Raw genomic sequence first — 17,432 nt, 5'->3', positions numbered from 1 at the left:
GAATTATTCGGCGGCGGAGTCAACAAAACCGCAGATAATGAAGCGGGGGCCAGTGTGACATTGCCAAGCGACTTGCTGAGAGCTGTTTCATCTCCTGAAGGAGGCAAGATTGCCCTTGTCACCGGGGCGGGGTGCTCGTTTGAGCATCCAACAAGGCTTCCCTTGGCTTGGGAGTGCTCCGTATCAGCGCACGAGCGTTTGGTTGATGACGGAATACTGAATGCGGGCGATTGCACAGATCCTTGTAACCTCTCGCAAGTTGCCGAAGTTGTTGCTCAGAAGACCGGCAGCCAGAGAGACTTGGTGAGGGCATTGCCAACCACTGAGTTTCGCAATGCCAAGCCCAACCCAGGCCATTTGATTGCCGTTGCTCTAATGGTCGAAGGTGCCGTATCCAATATCGTCACCTTGAATTTCGACTTGGCATTCAGCCATGCTCTTAGTGAGTTGGGCATTCGTAATGAGGTTGTTGTTCTGAACGGCCCGGAGGATCACGCGCATATGGGGCAGCGCAACATCATTTATTTGCACCGAAGCGTGGATTCTCCGCCGGAAGCTTGGATCTTGACTAAAGAATCACTTGACCATGCTTGGAAGGACGGCTGGGAAGAGTCGATGGCAAGATTCGCCACGCTTGCCCCAGTGACGGTTTTTGCCGGACTTGGGTCATCCTGCGGTGTTCTCACTTATAGCTCGCAAAAACTCCGGAATAGCCTTAAGGAAAATGCTGTCCTTCTGCTTGCTGATCCTGGTGATCCAGCGAATTCCCACTTTGTGCAAGAGGTTGGCATCGAGATTTGCAATTGCATCCGCTGCGGATGGGTTGACTTTATGTCACAACTTGCAGAACGCTTCGTGCGAAAAGTGCTGAGCGATGTTAGAAGCGAGGGGCAGGTTCTAGCCGTTCGCGAACAGTGGGTCGCGTCGAACAAAGACTACGAGAAGCTACTTGAACCATTACTGGTCACCTTGTATTCGGATATTGAGAACCTAGGTCTTCTAGGTCTTGGAGAACTTCGTGCAGCGTGGTTCCAAGAGTATGACCGATACTCGACCACAGATCCCCAACAAATCGGAGCACTTGCGGACTTAGTAGTCGCTATTGCCTTTATTCTCCACCACGAATCCGGTTCAGCTCAATTCCACGAAGACGGGACCGTATCCATTTCATTTTCTAGTGGACCTGAAGTTAGGATCATATTGGCCTCAGGCTGGCGAAAGCACTTACGGTGGAACTCGTTGGAGACTGCCCTAAAGGAGCGAGTGAGGCGCCGGCGCAGAGGTGCGAGCACGCCCCAAAAAGTACTTGCAAGTGGAGTCACCGGAAAAAAAACCTCGGAAACGACGGCACCGATGGATATCGTCGGTTCAACGCCTTCTGACAGTATCATTGATGCGGACGGCGGGATGTTGATGTGGAGTATCGACGACCTGCGTGAGGATCCGAGGATAATTCAGGAGATAATGTCATGACGAGCGATGCGGTGCTGACTAGAGATCAAATCCTCGGCGAAGTCGTGGACGTTCTTTCAAGGAACGATTTTTCATTTGTAGGCGATGAGCAGCTCGTCGGATTCGACAGCATCTATCAGCGTGTGTTCGAGGATGCGTATAGTGTGGTAGCGGTTGTGTACTTCGAATCGTGGGAGGACTTGAAAGCCACTTGGATTGAAGTTCAGACCTCGTTTGTGGAGTTGATCTCCGAAAACTTCACGAGGTCAGATCGCAAGAGCTGGGAAGCTTACCTTGTACTTATGTCAACAGATTTGGTGCCGTCACGAGACAGCACTCGTGCACACGACATACGCTACAACACCAGCCGCGTAAGGAAGTTACTGGCTACAGGTGACCAACTCCGAGAGCTTCGTGACGTCGAAGCATGCTTGTTACCGTTGTTACCGATTCGCACTCAAGAGGGGAGTATTCGCAGTTCCAATGTTCTGCAACAGCTTCCAGGTTTGATTTCAGGTCCGGAGCTTTCCCGTCAGCAGATTCAGGCCATCGTTGATGCCTATGAGCAGCAGGCCTCAATGCTCGAAGCCGTTTACCAACTGGAGGACGGACCATGAGGCTAAAGCACATTGAAATATCTGGATTCCGTGGATTTCCAAAGACGGTCGCGTTTGATTTAAGTGCTGATGCGACAATCTTGGTTGGTGCGAATGGCCTTGGAAAGACATCCTTGTTGGACGCCATTCACTGGGGACTGTGCGGACAGCTTCCGCGTTTGGGCGAAAATGGAAGCGTGATATCGCTTTACTCAGAAACCGGGCAGGCTAGGACGACATTGCGCCTCACTCAGCCCAATGGCGAGGAATTGTGCATCATAAGGCTCATTGATAGCGATTCTCACTCAGTTTCGGTTGTCGAGAACGGACAGCAGCTAAAAGGGAGTATTGCCAAAGCCCGATTGATCGAGAGCTTGTGGCCGGACGCTGCGTCCGCGAACGACGAGAATTCTGTGCTCTCATCGACATTAACGCGATGCGTTTACTTGCAGCAGGACAGGATCAGAGATTTTGTTGAATCGACCACAGATCGAGATCGGTTCAGCGTGATTAGTGAGCTGGTCGGCACCGGAAGGCTTAACGAACTTCAGAGCCAACTTGAATCGGAGAGTCGCAGCTGGGCGATCGCTACCGGAAAGTTGGCGAAGGAAAGCGACCCGCTCTCCAAGCGGGTTCAGGATCTCGAATCCCAATTATTGCGACTTCGAGAAACAGTCGATTCAAAGACCGATGGAGAGCTTCCTGAATGGCAAGTCTGGTGGAAAAGAGTTGGCACTGTCGTCGATGTACCTAACGTTCCTGCACCGTCTTCGCCAGACGCAGCAACACGTGTGTCTGATGCAATTCAGCGGCTAGAGTCAAGTCGTGCTAAACAGCGACGCCTCGAGGGATCGGCGGTTCAACTTCGAGAATTAGCTGGTTCAAAACCAGAGTTCAACTCAGAGGCAATTCCTGAGGCTCAAGTCTTGCTAGATCAAGCAGGAAAAGAGTTGGCCGATGTGCGACAGGAGATCAAGTCCGCTCAGGAAAGGACGGCATCTTTGAGGGCCGAACGCGTGCGAGCCAAAGAGCTTGTTGAGCAACACAAAGCCCTTGCGGAGATAGCAATTCGGCTGCTCGAGGAGCGATGTCCCGTGTGTCAGCAAGATTACGATGTTGATGCTACTCGGGCACGATTGGAGGAGCTGATCGGAGAGAAAGGTCCGTCTGAGCCAGTTGCTGCAGAGAATTCCATCGAGAAGCTTCTGGAGCGGGAAAAGCAGTCGACTGAGAAGGTCTCGAAGTGTGAAGCTAAGCTTCGAGACGTAAAGGCCCAAGGGGCAAAGCATGAACAGTGGAAGGTAGACGTTTCGAGTCTGTGTCAGGAACTTGGTGTTGACCCCAGCAAGATTGAGGAAGAGATAGAGCCTGTTCTGGAGAAGCTCAAGGTCAAAGAACAGCTTGCCGTGCAATGTGTCCGCGATGGTGAGTTGATGGCGGCGAATCTTGCTCGAGAGTCAGCAAAAGCACGCCTATTGGTCGTGGAGGCAGAACTTGAAAAGTCAAGACAGGAGCTGCTTCAAAACTCACGCAGAATAGAAATACGTGAAAGAGCATACAGTACAGCACGTCGTATAATTGAGGAGCTCCGAGAAGCCAACTCAAAGATAGCGGTTGAGCGGTTGAGGGACATCGAGCCGTTTCTTCAACGGATATACGCCAGAATAGATCCACACCCGGCATTTCGGGCTATCAGTTTCGTTACATCGCTAAGTCGCGGAAAGGGACGACTCAACGCGGTGATTAAGGATGAAGAGGCCGTGGTGTCATCGGAGAAGCCATCTTCGGTTCTGTCGAGCTCACAATTGAATGCTCTGGCTGTTTCTTTGTTTTTGTCATTCAACTTGACCCTTCCCAGCATTCCAGTCCAGGCGGCGGTGCTTGATGATCCAATTCAGAGTCTGGATGAGATTAACTTACTCGGTTTGGTTGATTTGCTTCGTAGAACCAAAGATGAACGCCAATTACTCGTGTCGACTCACGACTCTCGGTTTGGCGAACTGTTGGCGAGAAAACTTCGCCCGGCGAGCCCCGGAAAGAGGACTTCAGTAATTGAGTTGCGTGGATGGAGTCGCTCTGGCCCTGACATCGAGCAGTACGAGGTTGAAGCTGATGTTTCACCCCGACGTTTGGTCGGTGCAGAATAGAGGCAATTTGCTGATATTTTAGAAAAGGCCTGTACCGGACTTCTACCAGTCGGTACTACGTCCGTTTTCAGTCCGCGCAGTGAAACAGACGCTCTGGAGTATTACGCCGATCTGGGATTGAAAGCGAACGATGGCCTATTCGCGACATTCGCCTTTGGAATGAACGCTATCATTCAGGATGTTTACCGGAACACTTCGGCAGGATTGCGATACGCTGTCATGGAGAAGAAAACTCGTCCGATGAAGAAAGGTCCACAGCGGGGCGCAGAGGAAGCCAAGATTAGCGCACTTCGCAGGATGAAGGAGAACCGATTCGCGATCGGGTCAAAACTGACCCGTTCCAAATTCGACCGTTGGCTATCCGAGAAGGATTCTGGATTAAATCGTAACGTCCGCTACATCCATAATAAGTTCATTCTGATTGACCCGCTCACAAGTTCGCCAATCGTGATCGCCGGCTCAGCCAACTTCAGTGAAGCTTCATCGACTAAGAACGATGAAAACATGTTGATTGTCCGCAACAATAATCGAGTCGCCGACATCTACCTAGGCGAGTTCATGCGGCTATATAATCATCACGCATTTCGCGAGTTCCTGGAGGGAGTTGACGCCAGCAAACTAGGCACAAAGCCCAATCACTTGAGAACGGATGAATGGTGGAAAGGTTACTTCGGGGATACTGCACGTTCACGTCAACGGCAGTTCTTCGCAGGATAGCTGTTTCTAGTGCATGGCATCACTTGCCAGAGCTAATCCCATCAGGCAAATCAATCCAACCTCCGTTAATTCAGCAAAGTACCACTGGGTTTCGGAGTGGTTGTGTCGCAAACGCCGTATCCGTCGATCGACAGCCCAAGGAAGTTCTCATGGACCAAGATTACAAGACGCTTTCGGAGAAGCGCCCAGTCGCATTGATTCTGAATGGGTTACGCTAAACGCGGTTCGTGAGCTCATAAATCTCGCGACGGCGGGGAACTAGTCTAAAGCGACCTACCGAAAGGCTCTTGAAATTGGAGGTCAGATTTGTCCGGAGGTACTCGGGGATTCTAGTTTGTTGCGCGAAGCACAAGTCAGTCCAACTGTCCGCGAGTTCATTCAACTCGCCAAACTTCGATCTAAGCAAAGCTTGTTGTCATCCCACACTTTGTATTGAATCATCACGACCTGAACTCGTTCTGACTGGGGATGATGACGTTCGTAGATCAAATCGGCTCCAGTGATCTCTTCTGCTTTGTCTGGATGTCACGCTCGGACCCGAAGTATATGTCCGTCAAATAGTTCGTAATCTGAATACGCATGCCCTTCAGCGATGTTTGATAAATCGTGATTGAATTGTCTAACATCTCGATTGATAATCTGATTCTCGCTCATCTGGACAGGAGTCAATTCAACCTTAGCTGCTTCTAATTTTCTAACCCTTTGACGAATACGATCCGTGGCATTACCTCGATCTGCAACGGCGAGTAAAGAGTTTTCGTTAGATAACTCCACTTCAACAAGCAGTAAAGGTGAAACATGTTGGCCGTCTTACTTGCGTGATCAGCGGTTAAACTCGCAGCTTGCGAGGTTAAAAGGAATGACCTGCGATAATTATCTATGCCGGTTCGCTGATGATCAAAATAGATTTCGCTTTCCCTGCTGTTGTGGATTCCTTCGACCGACTGATCGTCTTCAATGTCCTAACCAAGTCCTTCGGACGTCGGGAGAGCACATTCCCGTTTGTGAGATAGAGGGGCTGCAGTCCATGGGTAAACGAGGCGCGCCGATTCTTCAACGGGATGATGTAAGAAAAGTCTCGCTTTCGCATGTTGAATTTGAGTCCCTTTTTCGATCAGGGAAAATAGGGTCTCGCCTACTGAAATATGACGAACTCCCACCTTTATACAAATCAATGACATCGTTAGCAGCGACTGCGACAATTGTCATTCATGCACAAGACTGCGAGCTGTGATATCTGATCCGATTGAAAACGTAGGTCAAAACACTGCAGTCACAAGACCTGGTGTGGAAACCCTTAGATTCGACGAGTGGACCTCCATCTGAAGTAATTCTATACGGCTTTAGCCGTCATTCACGCTACATACTGACCCTGCTTAGCTACCTTCTTAGCCTTCGAGACTGACCCGCCTTGAATTCCCGTATTGCGTCTTAAGATAGCTCAGATATTGTTGTTCTTCATCGTGATAATTGCTTAAAATCTTCACGTCACTTAAGGAAGTGTTGCAGTGACTCAGCTAACAGGTCTTAGGTTGTCGTAAATTACGAAAGCTTCTGGGGGTTTAAATTGACAGTCCATTACATCCCTTGTGGCGAGTTTGCTAACGAGAGTGAAAGAATCGCCGTAGAACGATTGAAGGCGGACTTGAATAAACTTCAGGGAGGAGGCGATTGGATTATACTTTCCAATCTTCCCCACTCGGTGACGACTCAAGCAGTTCCGGACGATGTGGATGTGATCGTAATAGGGCCCACTGGATTACACGTAATCGAGGTAAAACATTGGGATGCCTCGTATCTTAAAAGTTCCGGTCATACCGTAATTCACGAGGCAGATAAGCTTGCAAACAAATTGCGAAAGATCGCCAGTAAGTTGAAGCGAGCAAGCATTGATGCCGGTTTTCTCGCTGGAAAGTTCCTGCTTACACGTGGAAGTGTTTCTTGGTCCTCGAATCGGCCAAAGATTCACGGTTCCACTTTTTATGGACTGAAAGACAGTTCTGAGATGCTGGGGGTTGGGTTACCTAATGTACTCAAACCGATGGAAGTACAGCAGATTTGTCAGCTTCTACAACCGCTGAGCAAAGTTGTCCTTCGCGGCGAGGTTCGGAACATCGCAACCGCTCGCAATTTAGAACGAGTAGAACCGGCCAATGATCGCTTTCATAGGGTCTACCGGGGAGAGCACATTAGGACGAGGGATAAGATTGTTCTTCATTTGTATGACCTCTCTGCGAGCGATGACCCCAAATCAGATGATCTCGCTCGTCGTCATGCGGAAACTCTCCAGAAACTGCAAAAGTCTGCGTACGTACCTCGGTTAATGGACTCGTTTCAGGAGGTTCCTCAGTATCCTGGCGAGCTAATGTACTTCTCGATTGTCGACCCATGCGCCCCGTCCCTCTTAAAGCGTTCGGGCGATGCCAAATGGGGCGAAGATCACCGAATCGAGTTTTGCTGTCGTGCCCTCGCCGCCTTGGAGGAACTTCATGCCAGTAACCTACAAGACGTTCAGTTTGTGCATCGTCACATTTCTCCAAGTTCGCTACTTGTCGGTGCGAATGACCAGCCGATTTTCACAGATTTCGATTTGTCACGTATTTCTGCGTCAAAAACGCTTTCACCGAACGCAAAACTGAACCCAGCGGATGCCGACTTCGCCGCCCCAGAAGTAGTCACTCACGGCATAGGAGGGGCTGACCAACGCAGCGATATCTATTCACTATGTATGACGCTGAGAACGCTGTTCCAAGACAACGGAAGTGATGCGGCCATCAGTGCATCAATCACGCTCGAAGAAGGAATGACTGACGAGCCGAGCAAGAGACTGTCACTCCCAGAATTGATTCAGTCGTTGACCAAGGATAATAGCAAGTCCGAGCCTCAACCTAGCGTCGAAGCAACTAAACTCTCGGCAAGGTATTGGAGTGAAGGCGACATAATTGAATTCAATAACCAACACTACCGGATCGCCAGCAAAATTGGATCAGGAAGCTACGGATCGACATTCAAAATAGTTCAAGTGCAAGATGGGCAGGATGTTGGGGTCTTTGCGGGAAAGGTGATGTTTGACGAGGAGAGCGGATCGCGGTCAATAGATGCTTACCGTCGTGTTCGTTCGCACACTGACAAGCCGCATTTGGCAACAGTATTTGAACATTCCAATCAGTGGGAAGACGACCGCTTTGTGGCACTGCTCAAGTGGGTAGAAGGCAGCACGCTCTTCGATTGGATTGGGTTAGCAGAATTATTGGCCGAAGAACTGGGCGAAACACCTCTTTCAGTGATCGGTCGCTGGATCATTAGCAGCTGCGAAGGATTAAGTGCGTTACACCGAGCGGGTCTGGTTCACGGCGATGTTAGCCCTAAGAATCTCATCGAACATGCTGGTGATGTGACCCTTGTTGACTTTGACTTTATTCTCAAAGAGGGAGAGCCAATCTGGAGTCCAGGCACAGTGATGTACTCCCCAGGGGAACAGTCGGAGGGACAGCCGGCCTCGGCTTCGCACGATGTCTACTCCCTGGCGGCGACAATGTATCACGTCATATGTGATCGCGATCCATTCTGGTATGGAGGGCAGAAACAACGCGAGAAGGGTCTGAATTGGGAGAAAGTTGACCGAGAGGTTTGGGGCTGGATTCCTGAGTTTTTGGATATTGCCACATCTGCAGATCGGGAACAACGTTTCCTCAATGCGATCCAGGCATTGAAATGGATAAAGAATTCAACATCACAATCAGACGCGGAAGATAAGTCCCCAAGCAAGGACCACGCAGCCCCGGAACATGAGTTTAGCACAACTGTGAAGCAGACGTTTCGTGGTAATGACAATGGAGGAGAGTTCGATGACGCAACACGTACTCCTAATCGAATACCTTGGCTTAGCGAGCTGCTTTCGACATACCCAGGATCTCCTCGTGGTGGAATTGAAACTCGCGGACTGGACTCACCTTTTGCTGATCAAACATATGTTGAAACAACGCTTGAGAAAAATCTGCTTGAGGATATTGAAAGCGGCAAAGTACAACTCGTTATACTCTGTGGAAATGCGGGTGATGGGAAAACGGCGTTTCTGCAGCATCTTTCGGTAAAACTTGGTCTCGGAAGGCAGGAGTCGTCGCAACGTGTCAACTCCGGCACGGCACTTGGCTCGACGATTAAGATAAATCTAGATGGCGCAGCATCGTTTAAAGGTCAAACGGCAGACGAGCTACTCAATGATCTCTTTGAGCCTTTTCAGCAGGGGCCTTCGGAGGAACCTAGAGTCCACTTGGTCGCGGTTAACGATGGACGTCTACTCCAGTGGGCGGAAAGTTATGTCAGCGCCCATAGCAAAACCCCACTCACCGATTGGATAATCACCAGTTTGATAGGGGAATTCGGTCCCGATCAAACTGTAGAACATATTCGGCTGGTCAACCTAAATGAGCGCTCACTTGTCGGTGATGCGCGACGGTTGCCACAGAACGAAGATGAGAAAGAGAATTGGAAACCGTCTACCGAATTCTTTAACGCTCTCCTTGATCGTATGCTTGGGGGCAAAGAGTCTGGTGACATCTGGAAGGGGTGTCTTACCTGCACTTCTGCGTCGCGTTGTACGGCGTGGAATTCGGTCAAGACTTTAACGGGAACCGGTGAACAGGCTGAGAAACTCGCAGCAAATGTGCGTCAACGAATGGCGGCCGCATTGCAAGCGGTGCATCAGAGAGGAATGGTACATATAACAACTCGCGAATTGCGAGGTGCGCTTAGTTATATCTTTTTCGGTGTCTATTTCTGTGACGAGTTGCATGAGTCACCCGATTTAGAGCCGAAGCACTACTGGGATCGTGCATTCGCATCAGACTCGATCATGCGCCAGGGCGATTTGCTCTCAGAACTTCAACGACTTGATCCGGCATATGGCGCGAACCCGTCAGTTGACCGTTATCTGCGAAGCCATGAGGCAGTGGTCGATCCGGACAAGCCACCGAAGTTTTCAGATCAAGACACCTTGGTCTCTAAAAGACGACGAGCCTACTTCGAGTGGATTGAAGAACAATCGTGTAACGTTACGAATGAACCGCAGGCAATCGAGTTATTTCAAAACTCAAGCTTGAAGCAGTTCCGCGACGTACCGATATTGTCGGACGAGGAGAATCGCGAATTGACGCGTCGCCTGTGCTTCGGAATCTCACGCCTCGAACAATTGCCGCATCGCGTGTTATTAAGGCCAGATGTCGTCCCATTGAAGATCATGCCAAGGACGCCTGTCGAGACGACTTTTTGGGTCGAAAAACAACTCGACCGATTTTCGTTGGAAGTCGATGAACGCGGAAATAGCGGCGGAGTTGAATGGTTGGCGAATGGGTTGATCTTGCGATATCACTACCGGGGCAACAGCCGTGAGGAAGAATTGAGGCTAGGCGCCGATCTGTTCGGTTTGTTGCTGGAACTTGCAGAAGGTTATCAGATCATGGATGCAGCCAACGATGACATTTTTACGAACCTGTCCATCTTCACGCAACGTTTGGCACAGGAAGATGAGCGAGAGGTCTTTGCATGGAATCCGAGTCAACCAGACGATATATACCGTCTCGGCGTACGTGAAAGCAATGGCGTTCAGCAAATGTTCTTCGAGGATACGCAGATAACTGCCGGCACGAGGGAGGAAACAACTAATGCCTGATAAGCTCGAGAAGGAAGTGCTGAACGAGATTCTGACTCCTGCGATGGTCAATGAAATCTGGACAACAATTTACACAGAGGCTCTCCCGTTTACACCGCAAGATTTTTCGGTTGGTGCCTTGTTGCCGGCGATGTTCTATATGTTTCGTCGGGGACACCGACGTGGTCAAGGCAACTTTGCTGATACGTTCAAACCCCTCCCAGACGAAATGGAGTTCACACGATCTAGCACAAAGAAGGCTGCCACTGTCTTTAGCGTTGCGAAAGGCCTAGCTGCTGATGAAAGCCAGTTTTCCGGATTTGACTCTCCTTTTGCAATTAACGTTCTTTCTGATTTCTTGCTCACGCACTGCCTAGAAAACAAGAGTCATGAACCAGGAAGGAGAAAACCAATTATTCGGGCATTTCCGACACATTATCAATCGGCCTGGATGGATTTGCCAATAAGCGTCGTCAATCTACGTTTGGTACCTGAGTCTTTGGTCGCAATTCTTGCTGATCAGAAAGTGGGCGACGCGATTGAACCTAATTCATCGGATAAATCATTCTTCAGGGTGAACGATGATTTCACGCAGAACATCTTACTAGCGGTCTTTGGTGCTGGCATGAGCACTCGCGACCTGAAGTCTGATCTAGTTGACGAGTTCGACGAATCAGCGAGGCTGGGACTCGATCAACTAGCAACGGTTCGCATTGCAAGACGATGCAAGCAACCCATTAAATTGAAGGGGACCGAGAAGTCAAAGACCAGCAGTCACGGTCGAGGATCAAGCGCCATTGCAAACCAGCATCCGATTGCAAAACAGGCGACCGACGCGTTCCGTGAAGACACGCGACTTTTCCTACAAGACTATGGTTCAACAATTCCTAGGCAATCGCTAACGCAGATGCTTGAGTCTTGTATTGGCTTGAGCTTGACTAATATTTTTCTTTCAACTGCCGCAATGCTCTTTCAGTGGGAGCGCGATGGTAAACTTCCCGGAACTACTGATCCATGGCCGCTCGTCGTTGATTGCTCAAGTGGGGCGGACCATGAGCTTCGTCGACTGTCTGAAGAAGTGACTGAAGATGTGACTAGGCAACTTCATCGCTTACCCGTGGTCTTGATGGCACTTAGGATTCTTGAGAGCCAATCCCGCTATGAGATTTCTGATTTGCCACCAAAACGCCCTGATGCAACCGATCGAATCAACGTTCTCGGGGATGTGCTATCCCAGCGGCATGGGGATAGCAAGATGATCTTGCGAGATGTGAAGAGGCATTGCATGAAATTGTCTGAGCGTTTCAAGGAAGATGGAATTGGGGATGCTTGCATCGCAATTTTGGATGACGAAACGGCGATTCCTAATCCTGTCATGCGACTTGCGGAAACTGTCACTCAGATGATGGGAGATCGGCTTCAATTGGCACATATCCTCAAATGTTTTGGATCATGCCTCATGATAGGACAGGCAAATGGCTTAGCAAGTGAGCGGCGAGTATCCTTTCAGACCATGAGAAATGGCCGCAAGTCTGGCATGATGAAGTCGATACTGCTTACTGATACTATGCTCGACTTTCTCGTCCATCGACATCTTCGTAAGTCAGGTATAGAAGGTGATTCAGAAATGAATCCTATTTCATTCAATGACTTTGTGTCATTGTTGAAAGAGCGTTACGGACTATTGATTGATCAAGCTCCACCTGGCCAAACGATTTCTCGTGAGTTGTTGCTTCGCAATCGGCGATTCTTGGAACGAAGACTTCGTAGCCTCGGGCTTCTAGTGGGCGTCAACGACGCTGAGTCGATGAAGCGGCTTCGCCCCAGATTTGATCTGCGTGCTGCCGGAATAGGAGCCTAGCACATGACTAACGTTGCCGACTTGAATTCGCTAACCAACGAACTTACAAACTTTCTCAATCGAGTATTCTCTGAGCTCATTGGCAAGGGGACTGAGGGAAATGTCACATTCTGTCGATGCCTTTCACCTTCGGTCGTTGAGTCACTTGCTATAACCGCAGAATTCTCCCCGGAGGGCTGGGATGTCCGAGCGGTCGTTGACGAAATTGACGTGTCCCGGCGTTTCATACGCTCAGATGAAGCGGTCGAAATACGTGAAGAAAAAGGGCAAGCTGTTTTATTGTTGATTGACGTACAGCGGGCCGGTGCAGGGATGGACGGTATCTACAGCGCTTCGCGTGAATTGACCGAAGAAATGATCTTCCGTCAGACGAAGGAGATCACGAAAAGGGAGCTCGGACGCACTCTGTACGACAAGGCTGAACAAGCCATAAAGCAGGTTCGCTATATCGGAGAGCGAAAGTCATTGTCAAAGTGGCAACAGATAGAGTTCTTGGCTTCTTTATGCGATAACCCTGCGAATTTTGGGAGAGCGATCTCGTTACTTGGCCTATGGCCGATCAGTGGAAGTGTTGATTCCATTCTTCACAGCGATCTGCAAGTGTCAGCTCGAATGGTCGATCGTCTTTTTCTAGGCTCTGGAAACGCGAGAACACCAGCAGAGAGAGTCGAGTCTTTGCTATTGAAAGGCGAAACGCCATCACAGAACACTAGCTTGCAGCAGGCGGTTCGAGCGGCGTCCCGCCGCCCAATCTCGACCGTAATTCAAGACGTTGTCAACGATACGACACTATGGCTGGGTGAAATTAAGCCTGAATTCCTTAGCCAACAGTTACGACGTGTGAATCTCAGGACTTGGCGAAGCAAACAGGGAAGAATCGCCAAATGGTCTGGTCTTGTCGATGGTACTCCACCCGAATTCCTACTTTCATCGGAAAAGACATCCAAACTAGAAGTCCGATTTGAGACCGAGCCGGAACAGCTTCCGAAGGGAAGCGTTGAGTATCGGGTAAGCGTAGTTTCTGGCGAAGATGAGCTTGCCTATCGCGATATCTCGCATGGTGTCCGCAAGGGTGGGCAGTATCAATCCGTCAAATTGACAACTGAGGACTTCGAGGGAATTGCAGAGGATTCGCAGTTTGAAGCTCGCGTAGTTGTTTCGGTTATTGGAAACTCACAAGAAATCATTGAAGACGAATCAGAAGAGTTTCTGATTCGATTTGGTGAGGCTACGACCGATACGACTTCAAACACAACGAAGTTTGAACGCTGCATGGCAGAGGGCGCAATCAACATCTCTGACGGAGAGCAGTTCGACGCTGACGTAACGAATTCAGATTGCTACTTGATTGACTCATCAAAGAACTTCATCGCATTCAGGGCGGCAGCTTCTAAAAAGAGTTATAAGGTTCACCGACCAACACTGATCGAAGTTATTGAACGAATGCAGGCAGAGCAGACCTGCCTTGGACGTTGGTCTGTCAAAGTACGAGGTGATGGCCAGAGAATCGCCGAGCCAGAATTTCATCCTTTTGATACAAATGATGATTTCGGCACTGAATGGGAAAGAGTTGTAAAGGCTTGTTCTAGTTTACAGAGTGAACTTGGCCAACGCGGTGGGTTTTGGGGTAGCGTCTACGGTGGAAGCTTAAAGAAGGCCGATGAATATTTGAATGCTTGGTTGCCTGTCTTAGAAAAAGGTCAACCCGAAGTCGCATTGACCGAAACAGTAGAAGTCCAGTCGTTGTCAGGCGAGACAATCGGTTTGATCGTACTTCCGAGCCACCCACTCCGTGTCGCTTGGCATGTTGCCTACGACCAGTTGTTGCGGAATATTCGCTATGAAGTTGATATGACACCAAGTCGCGTGCGGGATGCTGTGGCAAATCTTCAAGCGGCACATTTTCCGTCAATCTTGCCCGGACTAACTAAGGGAGAAAACTTCGTCTATGCAGATACCTTATCGTTCTTCGCAACAGCGATGGTTTGCGATCGCGACCCTGAGCCTAAGTCTGCAGTGGCAGTGTTAATGAGGACACTCGGCCTGAATGAACATGACCCCGGCGTCAGCTCAATGGGAATACAGGTCAGTACCTCATTGGCGAAAGAGGTGTCACGCTACATACAATTTCATGAATTGGGCGAATCGTCTAGCGGAGCTGTTCTGCTTCATGCACTTCGCCCAGGCGACGGTTGTACGGTAGCCCGAGCGTTGGGAACTGCTCTCAAGATGACTGACAGTGATGGAGAGTCAACGTCCGTACGATTCAATTTAGAGATGTTCCCTGCACAGGAGAATTCGGACATCACTGGTAGTTTCCTCGTTGATGTCGTGGAATGCCATCGAACTGGGGCGTCGGGGATTTCTGACGGAGACCGTTGGATGTTGGAAAGCCAGGCACGCGATGGTGGTGTCACTCTACCGCGTCTACGATGGGCCAAGAAAAATGTCCAGGTGCCTGAATCATCAGCTCACCTCGCGATTGCATTTGATAGTTTTGATACGAATGTTCACTTCGTTCCAGTGGAGGATCTGCCGGCTTCAGCGCCATTGCATGTCTACGGCCTGGTTGCAAATATTCAGCGTTCATTCAAGTTCAAGCCTGACGCAGAGTGGCTAAGCTGGCTGCCTCCAAATGCTGATGGAGAAAAACATCCGGCCGGACGTGCAATGTCCGATCGCTTGACGAAGCTCAACAAAGCCATCATGAACTGTGTCTGTCGCTTTGCCGGCCAAGACGGTGATGTTTGGCCTGTATTGCGTACTCAGCTTTCCGCTGAACAACAGGAGATGCTTAAGGTCGTACATCGCCTCGCGGATTGGGTGATTACAGTCGATCGAAACGCGGGGGTTGAGTTCTTTGACGCACCGCGTGATGAACCGTCAATCTATGAGACCTATGTTATCGACTGCGTGCCAGAGCGAGATGATCTTGGAAGCTTACAAATGATCACCTCAACAACGCGAACCGACGAGATTCGCGAGTTACTCGACGAAATGCTTGAGCGAATGAGCTTAAGTGCGAGTCGACGAAATTGCGAGTTTCTGGTCCGGCATCTAAAGGGACTTAGCGGTAGGCTTGCCATGCGGCTAACCAGCCTTGGCAGCACGAGCAGTGAGCTCATCGCTCTTGCTCTTGTACATTCGCAATGCGAAATTGCTTCCGAGGATAGCAGTTCTTGGATGTCATTGGAGCGAGGATTTTTTGTTCCTGTGGATGACATAGCCGATCTTGCGCCGAGAGAGAAGGGGGATACTTCTACCACTCCCGAAGACACGACTCCGTTAGTTCGATCTGACCTCATATACGTATCCCTGCCTTCAAGAGGCGGACTCTCGTTCACATTTGTAGAAGTGAAATATAGGCGAAACCTCCGTGCTGCGCGGGCACCTGATCTCATCGTTCAGATCGAGAAGCAGACAACTCTCCATCGGGATGCCTGGGTGAATTGGTACTTTGACGAAAGCGTTGCCGAGTCGCTGCTCGCGATTCGACGCAGCCGACTTGTAAGAGCACTACGCTTCTATTTGGAGAAGGCTCGTCGGCACTATCTGAATGAGGATCAATACGATCGAATTCGGCAGCAGCTTGACCGGTTAATGGCCGAAGGGACAAGGTATAAATTCAGTGAGCCAGCTGTTCCGAATCGCGGGTACATTTTCTGTCCGGAATATGTCAACTCTGATCCGGTAACGATCTCGGAGCCCGGTTCACCGACGAATATAGTTTTATTCGGGGCAACGACCATGCCTGATCTCGCGATCGGAATCGAAAGGACGCCGACGCCCGCTCAGGTGCCTGCAGGCTCATCCTCAACGAGCCCTACAGACGATCAAGGTTCTCCTCCACCTGAACCAGCCTTTCACCAAGGCCTGGAACGAGAACTGGTTGCAGAATTGCCAGAGAACTTAGAAACACAAGAAGTCGCGGATGGTTCAGATAACGCAAGTAGTAACTCTGCCATTGTACCTGCCCTTATACGCTTTGGTTTAGACAAAACTTCCGAAGAACCAGTTCAGTGGTCGGTCTCAAAGTCCGCAAATCCACACTTAATGATTGTTGGTTTTCCTGGAATGGGAAAGACCGAGGCTGTGATGAACATTTGCCAACAGTTAATGGCACAGTCAATCACTCCAATTGTTTTCTCATACCACCCGGACATCGACGAGCGACTGTCAGAAAAACTTGCTAATGTCCAGCTTCTCGATCATCATCAACTCGGATTCAATCCGATGCACCTGGATACGGTTACTCGTACGGCGCATGTTGACAGTGCGGGGATGTTACGAGACGTTTTCTCTGCGATGTTTCCGGATCTCGGTGATATTCAGCTAGAACGCTTACGGAGCGCTATTCGCGAGTCGTATGTCCGGAATGGCTGGGGCGGAAACGCTGAATTTCCAACAATTCCCGAGTTTCGAGATTTTTACACTATCCTAAAAAGCGATCCCAAACCCGAAAGGAACCTGCTCGCTCGCTTGGACGAACTAGACGACTATCAAATATTTGGCAATGCAGGTGAGGTTCGCAGCCTATTAGAAAGTGAAGAACCTCTAGTTCTCCAAATCCATGCTACGCAAAATGAACTTGTTCAACGTGCGGTGGCCATGCTTGCGCTCTACAACGTCTATAAGGAAATGTTCCGCCGTGGCGTCCAAGATAGAATCACACATGCGGTAATTTTCGATGAAGCGCATCGTGCCAGCAAACTCAAACTTCTTCCTAAGCTTGCCGCGGAGTGTCGAAAGTTTGGTATTTCACTGATCCTCGCATCTCAATCGGCAAAAGATTTTGACACGGCATTGTTCTCCAATGTTGCCAGTTATTTGTTACTCCGGATGACGGATCAAGATGCAAATATCTTATCGAAGAACATTACAACATCTGATCAAGCAAAGAGAACCGCTGATCGCATGAAGCAACTCGAAAAATATCATGCGCTTTTTTTCCGAGAAGGATTCCGCCATCCATCGCACGTTAGGCTCGATCCGCCATCGTAAGCTTGTTA

General features: G+C 49.7%; 7 protein-coding genes. All 7 read left to right on the top strand.

Translation table 11 applies throughout. From position 1 onward, the window contains the following. Positions 1-198 precede the first annotated feature (198 nt). The 7 genes from LA756_RS13685 (at position 199) to LA756_RS13655 (ending at position 17,424) form a co-directional block, all read left to right on the top strand. Positions 199-1,473: a hypothetical protein gene (locus tag LA756_RS13685; protein WP_224435287.1), complete on the top strand. Its 1,275-nt coding sequence runs from the start codon at positions 199-201 to the stop codon at positions 1,471-1,473. Then, positions 1,470-2,069 carry a hypothetical protein gene (locus LA756_RS13680; protein ID WP_224435286.1) on the top strand — a complete coding sequence of 200 codons (600 nt, stop codon included), beginning with the start codon at positions 1,470-1,472 and terminating at the stop codon, positions 2,067-2,069. The genes LA756_RS13685 and LA756_RS13680 overlap by 4 nt, the downstream gene beginning before the upstream one ends. After that, positions 2,066-4,195 carry an AAA family ATPase gene (locus tag LA756_RS13675; protein WP_224435285.1) on the top strand — a complete coding sequence of 710 codons (2,130 nt, stop codon included), beginning with the start codon at positions 2,066-2,068 and terminating at the stop codon, positions 4,193-4,195. Before LA756_RS13680 ends, LA756_RS13675 begins: the two co-directional genes overlap by 4 nt. A 159-nt stretch (positions 4,196-4,354) precedes the next feature. Beyond that, entirely contained in the window at positions 4,355-4,912 is a 558-nt protein-coding gene (locus LA756_RS13670; protein WP_261362034.1) for a phospholipase D-like domain-containing protein, read from the top strand. 1,645 nt (positions 4,913-6,557) lie between these two features. Further along, positions 6,558-10,583: an NERD domain-containing protein gene (locus tag LA756_RS13665; RefSeq protein WP_261362033.1), complete on the top strand. Its 4,026-nt coding sequence runs from the start codon at positions 6,558-6,560 to the stop codon at positions 10,581-10,583. Then, a complete protein-coding gene (locus LA756_RS13660) occupies positions 10,576-12,423 on the top strand; it encodes a hypothetical protein (RefSeq protein WP_224435282.1) in 1,848 nt (615 codons plus the stop codon). The genes LA756_RS13665 and LA756_RS13660 overlap by 8 nt, the downstream gene beginning before the upstream one ends. A gap of 3 nt (positions 12,424-12,426) precedes the next feature. Continuing rightward, the gene (locus LA756_RS13655) at positions 12,427-17,424 is read left to right on the top strand and encodes an ATP-binding protein (RefSeq protein WP_224435281.1); all 4,998 of its coding nucleotides are present in this window, start codon (positions 12,427-12,429) and stop codon (positions 17,422-17,424) included. Positions 17,425-17,432 lie beyond the last annotated feature (8 nt).

Origin of the sequence: Bremerella sp. TYQ1 (genome assembly GCF_020150455.1) — a bacterium.
Classification (GTDB): domain Bacteria; phylum Planctomycetota; class Planctomycetia; order Pirellulales; family Pirellulaceae; genus Bremerella; species Bremerella volcania_A.
This window is presented reverse-complemented; position numbering and strand designations above follow the sequence as displayed.

What these genes read in the sequence shown, in the direction of transcription:
- LA756_RS13680 (WP_224435286.1), top strand. Translation starts at nt 1,470, where the DNA reads ATGACGAGCGATGCGGTGCTGACTAGAGATCAAATCCTCGGCGAAGTC.
- LA756_RS13675 (WP_224435285.1), top strand. Translation starts at nt 2,066, where the DNA reads ATGAGGCTAAAGCACATTGAAATATCTGGATTCCGTGGATTTCCAAAG.
- LA756_RS13670 (WP_261362034.1), top strand. Translation starts at nt 4,355, where the DNA reads ATGAACGCTATCATTCAGGATGTTTACCGGAACACTTCGGCAGGATTG.
- LA756_RS13660 (WP_224435282.1), top strand. Translation starts at nt 10,576, where the DNA reads ATGCCTGATAAGCTCGAGAAGGAAGTGCTGAACGAGATTCTGACTCCT.
- LA756_RS13655 (WP_224435281.1), top strand. Translation starts at nt 12,427, where the DNA reads ATGACTAACGTTGCCGACTTGAATTCGCTAACCAACGAACTTACAAAC.